At 29.1% G+C, this 7,502-nt stretch carries 10 protein-coding genes and 1 pseudogene; 1 reads left to right on the plus strand and 10 read right to left on the minus strand.

What is annotated here, in order from left to right:
• The 8 genes and pseudogenes from ABD730_RS12935 to ABD730_RS12970 form a co-directional block, all read right to left on the minus strand.
• Positions 1-302: pseudogene (locus ABD730_RS12935) on the minus strand (hypothetical protein); the annotation flags it as partial.
• A gap of 154 nt (positions 303-456) precedes the next feature.
• Complete coding sequence (locus ABD730_RS12940; RefSeq protein ID WP_344715211.1) at positions 457-1,275, minus strand: toxin-antitoxin system YwqK family antitoxin; 819 nt, start codon at positions 1,273-1,275, stop codon at positions 457-459.
• Positions 1,276-1,421: 146 nt separating this feature from the next.
• The gene (locus ABD730_RS12945) at positions 1,422-2,228 is read right to left on the minus strand and encodes a hypothetical protein (RefSeq protein WP_344715213.1); all 807 of its coding nucleotides are present in this window, start codon (positions 2,226-2,228) and stop codon (positions 1,422-1,424) included.
• Positions 2,229-2,379: 151 nt separating this feature from the next.
• Positions 2,380-3,636, minus strand: coding sequence for an FRG domain-containing protein (locus ABD730_RS12950; protein WP_344715216.1), 1,257 nt, complete (start codon positions 3,634-3,636; stop codon positions 2,380-2,382).
• A gap of 161 nt (positions 3,637-3,797) precedes the next feature.
• Positions 3,798-4,457 (minus strand): hypothetical protein, encoded by a 660-nt coding sequence (locus ABD730_RS12955; RefSeq protein WP_334471919.1) that lies wholly within the window; start codon positions 4,455-4,457, stop codon positions 3,798-3,800.
• Between the two features lie 118 nt (positions 4,458-4,575).
• A complete protein-coding gene (locus ABD730_RS12960) occupies positions 4,576-5,250 on the minus strand; it encodes a hypothetical protein (RefSeq protein ID WP_344715219.1) in 675 nt (224 codons plus the stop codon).
• A 169-nt stretch (positions 5,251-5,419) separates the two neighbouring features.
• Complete coding sequence (locus ABD730_RS12965; protein ID WP_334471823.1) at positions 5,420-5,986, minus strand: hypothetical protein; 567 nt, start codon at positions 5,984-5,986, stop codon at positions 5,420-5,422.
• Positions 5,983-6,414 (minus strand): hypothetical protein, encoded by a 432-nt coding sequence (locus ABD730_RS12970; RefSeq protein WP_334471825.1) that lies wholly within the window; start codon positions 6,412-6,414, stop codon positions 5,983-5,985. Before ABD730_RS12970 ends, ABD730_RS12965 begins: the two co-directional genes overlap by 4 nt.
• 234 nt (positions 6,415-6,648) lie before the next feature.
• On the opposite strand from ABD730_RS12970, the gene ABD730_RS12975 reads away from it, so the two are divergent.
• Positions 6,649-6,876 carry a hypothetical protein gene (locus ABD730_RS12975; RefSeq protein WP_344715221.1) on the plus strand — a complete coding sequence of 76 codons (228 nt, stop codon included), beginning with the start codon at positions 6,649-6,651 and terminating at the stop codon, positions 6,874-6,876.
• Here ABD730_RS12975 and ABD730_RS12980 read toward each other — a convergent pair.
• Together ABD730_RS12980 and ABD730_RS12985 are read right to left on the minus strand one after the other, a co-directional pair.
• Positions 6,873-7,232, minus strand: a complete 360-nt coding sequence (locus ABD730_RS12980) for a hypothetical protein (RefSeq protein ID WP_344715223.1) — start codon at positions 7,230-7,232, stop codon at positions 6,873-6,875. The genes ABD730_RS12975 and ABD730_RS12980 overlap by 4 nt on opposite strands.
• Positions 7,229-7,502 (minus strand): hypothetical protein (locus tag ABD730_RS12985; protein ID WP_344715225.1); only part of this gene is annotated, 274 nt, incomplete at its 5' end. The genes ABD730_RS12985 and ABD730_RS12980, both read right to left, overlap by 4 nt.

A 7,502-nucleotide genomic window follows, 5' to 3' on the forward strand; every position in this document is an offset into this window, starting at 1 on the left:
GCATTGTCTCCATGTTGGAAAACTACCCAAACTGCGCTCATTTGCACATCGCTAACTACTTCTAATGTAGGCATTCCACATTTTTCAATTAAACTAACTACTGTTATCAGATTTTCTTTATCTATTTTAGGGTTAATTTCTCCTCCATTTGTTCTCATTCCTTGGTCACTATCAAAAACATTTTGCAAAATTTCCGGCACTTTATTGCAATTAATATCTATCAATTCTAATGGTTGATAATTTTGATCCTTACAAGATGAAAGGATTATAAATAGGCTAAATATCAAAAGTTTGTAATTCATTCACGGTGTTTTTCAAATTGCATAGAACGTGTTTGTATATAGTTTGTTGCGTGTTTTAAGCACCTAAATTTAGCAAATACAAACCGAATAGAAAATCCGCGAGGATTTTCGTAAGTAGGCTAGAACTAGCAATAAATTATATACGGTGTTGTAGTTAGTTATTTTTATATTCTTCTTTCATTTCGTTTCCAATTCTTTTAGCAGATTCGGATTGTTTGTCTTTATTCCAAACATATATATCCTTTTCAAAATACTTATAATGTTCTGATATTGTAAAAGTGTGCAAACTATCGTTGTCTATTGTTCTGTTTAAAATTTGTTCTCGAATTTTACCTTGAATTTTTAATTTACCTGTCTTATATGCATAAATTCCAAAAAATGGTTTTAAATTTCCATCACCAAAAGTATCTTTTTGAATTTTTGATTCCGAATATTGATTGTCCATTATTACAGAAATTAAGTTTCCTTCATTGCCATAATTATTAGTTACATAATTTTTTATTCGAGCAAGATTTTTCCCAACTCTTAATGTGTCTGGAATATCTAATTTAAAGTAGGTACTTGGTTTAGTTTTTATTCCACCTTTTTTGTCGAAATAATAGGATTGATTTTTATAGGAACTATCTCTTAAAATTAACCATTCCGATTTTTCAGTCAATTTTCCATTTTTATCAAAATATGTCCACCAACCAATAGATAAATTATTTTTTACAAGTCCTTTTTCCTTTACAAGTCCATTTTCGTAATAGTAAAATAAAGTGTCAGCTGGCTCACCATTTTTAAAATAAGACATTGATTTTAAATTTCCATTTGGATAATATTCTCCACCATAGCCAGTAAATGTTGAATCGGTTTTTGAATCATCAAATTCCACTTTTACCATTTGTCCGTTATATTCTTGATAAACATCTTTTTTTTCTGTTTTACAACTCAGGAATACTAATGTTACTAATATGTACGAAAGTTTCTTCATAATTAACTACAACGGTTTTGTATATGGTTTGTTGCGTGTTTAAGTACCTAATTTAGCAAATAAAAACCGAATAGAAAATCCGCGAGGATTTTCGTAAGTAGGCTAGAACTAGCAATAAATTATATACGGTGTTAGCCATTGTTATTTTATTCAAATTCAATATTCCAATTATTTCTCAATGATTGTAATTTAGGAACAACACAAGATTTTTCCTCATTTTCAATCGAAACGAAAATTGGAACAAAATCACCTTTCTTTTTATCGCTCATAATCGAAAAATCAGTTGTAAATGATTCTCCAATAATCTTTTTTCCGCTCAATGTTTGATATTCATAGTGCACAATAATTCCTTGTCCAGCGTTAGATACAGGAAGTCCAGATTTAGGCATCATAGAAACGATTTTTCCTTTAAGCACTTTTCCAAATTTGTAGAGTTTTACTTCTTTTTTCAATTTTCGAATTGAATAAATTAGAAAAGGTAATCCAATAATCAGAAATGGAATAGGAAATAGTAATAAGAAACCTGATTCAAAATCATATGGTTTTAAGTCTTTCAATATCGAATTTCCATTAAGTTCTTTAATTTGTATACTGTTTCCAATTTCTAATTTTTCTATTTTTCTTTCTTCAAGAACTTTATATTTTGATTCAGTTTCTTTTCCATTTTCTGAATATTTGTATGATATAATTGTTGGATGAACGCTATTAATAGTAACATTATACTGTGTTTCAATATCTGTTATTTCGGCTGTAATTTGTTTTCCTTTAGAATTTATTAATTCATAATCAACTTTTGGTGTTTCATTTCCAAGTGATGAAAATATTATTAATAAAATTGTAGCAATAAATAATGGAAAAACAGTGAAACCAAATCCAAAAATTATTGAAATTGGTTTCTTTTTCAAGATATTAATTATAGTAGAAAATTTTACATTTCTTGGTGTATTATTCATTCGTGAGTTTCGTTTTTCTAATAATGGCTAACGGTTTTGTGTATGATTTCGTTGCGTGTTTAAGCACTAAAGTTAGCAAATAAATCACAGATAGAAAGTCCGCGAGGACTTTCGTAAGTAGGCTAGAACTAGCAATGAATTATACACGGTGTTAGCAACTGGCTTTTGTTTCATCAAAACTATTTTTTGCTATTAAATTAGGGTCAGGATAAATGAATTCTGAATTAATACCCTCTTGTCTAATTTTATCTTTCACATAATCAGATAGTTTTTTGTTTATGTTATAGCATTTGGAAAATCTATAAATTACATCTTCCTTGTTTCCAAATTGTTCGTTTCCAACTTGTTCTATTGGTTTAAATGGGTCTGAATTCCAAATAAAAACTCCTTCTTGATTTATAATATTCATACTATTATTAAGTGAAAATTGTATATCATTTTCTTCATTAATATCTGAGAAATAGGTCAATGGAAACGTAATGAGTCTTTCTATTTTAGTTACGAATTTTATTAGATCGTTTTGGTGAAGCATTTTTGTAGCCATCTTAAGTCTGTCTCTTCCAAAGAATTTTTCCATTTCAGTTTGTTCTATTCCTTCAGATTGTCCATTTTGGATAACATTGTCTTTTACGTGTTTTTCCATTTCCGAAATTCCTTTTTCAACGAGAGAAACTAAACTAGTTGAAATTAAGTCCTTTTCCTCAATATGATATATGCTAAAATATTTGTCTATTTCTCTAGAATCATCTTTATATTCATTTACATTTTCGGTAGCAAAATATAACGCGTTTTTAAAACTATTACTCCAGTCAACTAAAGGTGTTGGACAACCGTAGTGTTGTAAAAAACTTAGAACTGCAATATCATTGTCTGGGCTTATTCCATTTTTTTTGAAGAACTTTTCTAAAACTCCAGCATTTTGTTTTTTCGCGTTGCTGATTGTTTTTTCTATGAAAGTTTTATAGTCCGCACCGCTTTCATATAACTTTTCATTTATCCAATATCTTTGAAGTGAACTGTAAATTCTCCATTTCGCTTCACTTACACCACGATAAAGAGTTGATTTCGAATTCTTATTTTCTTCGTAAATAGAATCAAAATCCTCTTTAGTATCAATCATTACTTGTTCAAAAATAAGGGCTTTCTGTAAAGTCGTTTGATATTCAGTCATTAGCTCAATCGAAGAATGAGGTTGTGACCATTGTGTTCCTTCATAAGCTAAAAGAGCGGCTCTTACAACAGAACTTACAGTCGATTCATCTACTGTTCCATCTGCCCTAAATTTGACTTTTATTAAATCTTCTAGTAAGTGATTTGACCAAATTGTTTTGACACCACCATTATTCAACCAGTCAGCGAATAACTTGATTCTAGAATTCAAATTTGATGATGTGTCAACTTCTTTCATTTAGTTCGGATTTCAGCTTGTTGCTAACGGTCTCGTATATGATTTGTTGCGTGTTATAAGCGAGTAAGTTAGCAAATAAAAACCGAAATAGAAAAACCGTGAGGTTTTTCGACAGTAGGCTACAAGCAGCTATAAATTATATACATTGTTGCCACACGTTTTTATTCAATTTCGGTCAAAATATAATCTTCTTTTTCATATTCGAATGTTGAAATTAAAATATTTTTCCCAACTTTATTTTTAATCACAAATGGTGGATAAATATTCGTAAAAAGAATATCAAACCCGTTTTTGTTTATTCTTTCCCACATTAAATCTGAATTTCCCATTGTCCAACTATTGCTTGTATAAACAGAGTCATTTACAAAACGAATCGTATCAGTCCATTTTCTATAATTCCGCACGAACTTTTTTCCAGTCAATTTAAATTCAGGCGTTTTGTTTTTAAGTGAATCGGCTAGTCGTTTGTAAACTCCGTTTAAGACACTATTCAATCCATTAATTACAATACTATCATTTGTTAAAGGTTCAATAACATCTGAAAAATAAGATTCATTGTCAGCTATAACAAACTTATTTCCTTTCAGTTTGAAAATGTCAGTTATCTCATCATTAAACATTTGATACTTAAATTGCTTTAAGTTAAAAGTACCATTGTTAAAAGTAAAAATTTCATTGAAAGGAATTCCGGTTGTTGATTTCATTAGACTGTCATTTTCATCATATTGATATGCTGAAATCCAAGTTCCATTCAGTTTCTTTTCACTTTGGCAAGAAGTAAAAATCAAAGTCAGAATTAATATGTATATCGATTTTCTCAAATGTGTGGCAACGGTTTTGTGTATGATTAGTGGCGTGTTTAAGCAACTAAGTTAGCAAATAAAAACCGAATAGAAAATCCGTAAGGATTTTCGTAAGTAGGCGAGAACTAGCCATTAATTATACACGGTGTTGTGGCACGTTTTTACTTTTCCACTTTTTCTTGTTTTCAATTATTTCGGCTGATAAAGAATTAATTTCGTCTTGCATTATACATTCCAAACAAGAATTAATTATTGTTTTCGTTCCGCTCAAATTCAGAATTTCATCCTGTTTTGGTTTTCCGTATTCTATTGCAATCATTGATGCCCAAACAGATACTCGATATTGAGATTCCATTAAATATCCTAAAAAACTTTGAATCCCTCTTTGAGCCAAAAGTTCTTTTCCTAATTCAACTATTTGTTTGTATTCATTTAGATTTCTTTTATCAACGTCAAAAGGATGAATTGATGCCAAATAGAGATTTTTACAAGCAAACAGAAAGTCAGTTCCTTTTTCGTTAGTTAGGAACTTAATTGGTTCAAGATTCATTCTATCCGCAATTCTATCCATTCGGTTTTTCTGCTCAACATTCAATTCCATTTCGCATTCAGTTATTATGTATGCAAGATGTTCATAAGCAATTCCGTATTCTCGATTTTCTAAATATTCCGCAATGATTTGTTTTCCATCTTTTATTCCGAGACTCTCAATATTTGATTGTTCAATTTTATTCGACCAAACAGAATTCAGAATCTCATTGCTCAATTCGGCAAGCTCTTTCTTTAATGATTTCTGAAATATTTTAATCAAATCTCGATGTTTTTCAAATGTGCCACAACGGTTTTGTGTATGGTTAGTTGCGTGTTTCAGCAACTAATTTAGTAAACAAAAACGAACACGAGAAAATTCCGAAGGAATTTTCCAAATAAGCACTAGCCAAAGCAATTAATTATACACGGTGTTGGCAGTAGTTTTTTTCCTACTTTTCTATTTTTGTTCTGTTCAGATTTTCGGGTAAAATTTCTTGAACCCAATAAAGTTCGTTAAATATTTCTAGAAATTCTATCGTATTCTTAAAATCTTGTCTGTCAACATAAATGTTTAGTTCTTTTAGGTTACTAACAAAAATAATTAAATGTTCTTCTTGGTCATTCTCGTCATAGTCCAAATAGTCAATTAAAAAACAAACATATTTTTCCGCTCCTAAATTCTCGTTTTTTGCAACCCATTTTTTTAAGTCCGATTTAGAGTTTTTAATTTTTTGGTAACCAACCATTTCTTGTTCCAAATACTTTTCGTTTTTATAAAATTCCGAAATCGTTTCAAGAGCTTTATATAATTCCAAGAATTTCTCATCATCGGTTGGGTTACCAATTGGTGGTAGACGGATTACTGAACCATCCTCGCTTGTAAAAAGGTGTTGACTATAAACAAATTCATAAATTTTCTTATAAAATCCAGAATATTTTAAAAGCCACCATTCTATTTTTGAAATAGAATAAATATCATTTTTTGATAGCTTTTGTAAGTCGTAAATGTAATTCATTGACTTTGCTTTTGCTTAAAGAATTTATCCTTTATAAGACTTCCAAAAATCAAAACTAAAAGTATTATTAATGCAATAAGTAGAATTTTCCAAAAAGCGACTATCAAGACAATAACAATTGTAAATAAATATGAAATCCAAGCTACAATTCCGCTAATGAATGGGATTGAAAATAACGCAACTGAAATTAAAGGTATTGACTCTTTGAGTTTCTCTGATATAGTCATTTTTTTTACTATTTTCTCAGAAAAAATAAGCAATAGACCAATGGGAAAAAAAGCAATAAACATATACTTAATGTAAGAATTCAAAAATTCTTCATTTTCAATAGTTTTTTGATATATAAATATTGCTAATAGAGAAACGCAAATCAAATAGCAAAGTATCAAAACAATTCCAATTATATTATCTTTCTCTAACCATTTCATTTTAAATTCAATTTTTGAATATTATCAGCGATTCTTTTTTAAATTGTTAAGGAATTTAATAAGTTCATTTATTTCTCGGGTGGTTTTTAAATTACTGCCAACGAGATTGTGTATGATTAGTAGGGCGAGGTATAAACTAAGACTTACATAATCTCGTAAATTGGGAAAGCGAATAATTTTATAAACTAACACTAAGCCCTATTGATTATACACGGTGTTGTAACACGTTTTTTTATGTCCGATGTTGTTGATAATTCCAATGTGTTAAATTCAAATAAAAAGTCATTAGAAATATACGCAAAATCCTTAGACGAATATCACAATCTTAATAAATATTCTATTTCAGAGTCAGGCACTATTGATAAAGGTTTAAGTCATTCATATATTATTCTTTTATTAAAAATAGATTTATTGTCTAAAAATCCTGTATTAAAAGATTTGCACAGTTATTTTGGGCTCTAGCTTAATGAAGCTATAATGCTTTTTAAAGTAAATTTAATTTGATAGTAGTTATTCTTAATAAAAGCTTCATTATTATTTTCTAGTTGTTTTAAATCATTTAAAAATCCATTTCTTTTTATAAGCTTACCTTTTTCAAAAAATTCAGCTTTTAAATTAGAGTCCGATTCTAATGGTTTTATTTTAACATATTTATCCCAAACATCTTTTAATATATTAGATATTTCATTCTTATCTAATTCTTGATTATTATTGATTTCATACAATTTTAATTCTATGTATTTAATCAGTTCCTTTCTTTCCATCTCTTCTAATTTATTTTTTTCCACTCTCTTGCTTTTTTTTATTCCTATCTTCAATTTCCTTCTGTTTCTTTTTTATCATAAACATCCGTTTTGCTTTTTCCGACTTTGGCAGACTTTTCAGCCACTCTATTTTTTCTTGTTTCGTTCTCATTCTCTTTACTATTCAATTTTCCATTCCGACGTTCCTGCACATTCTTAAAAGCTTGCAGTATTAATCTTTCTGACCTACTTATTTTATTACTACCGCTCACTTTAAATGGGTTACAACGGTGCGCGTATATGAAAAGTAGCGTCTTAAAGATCAACTGCTTTTCGGGTTTAAAA

The organism is Winogradskyella damuponensis (assembly GCF_039538385.1).
GTDB lineage: Bacteria > Bacteroidota > Bacteroidia > Flavobacteriales > Flavobacteriaceae > Winogradskyella > Winogradskyella damuponensis.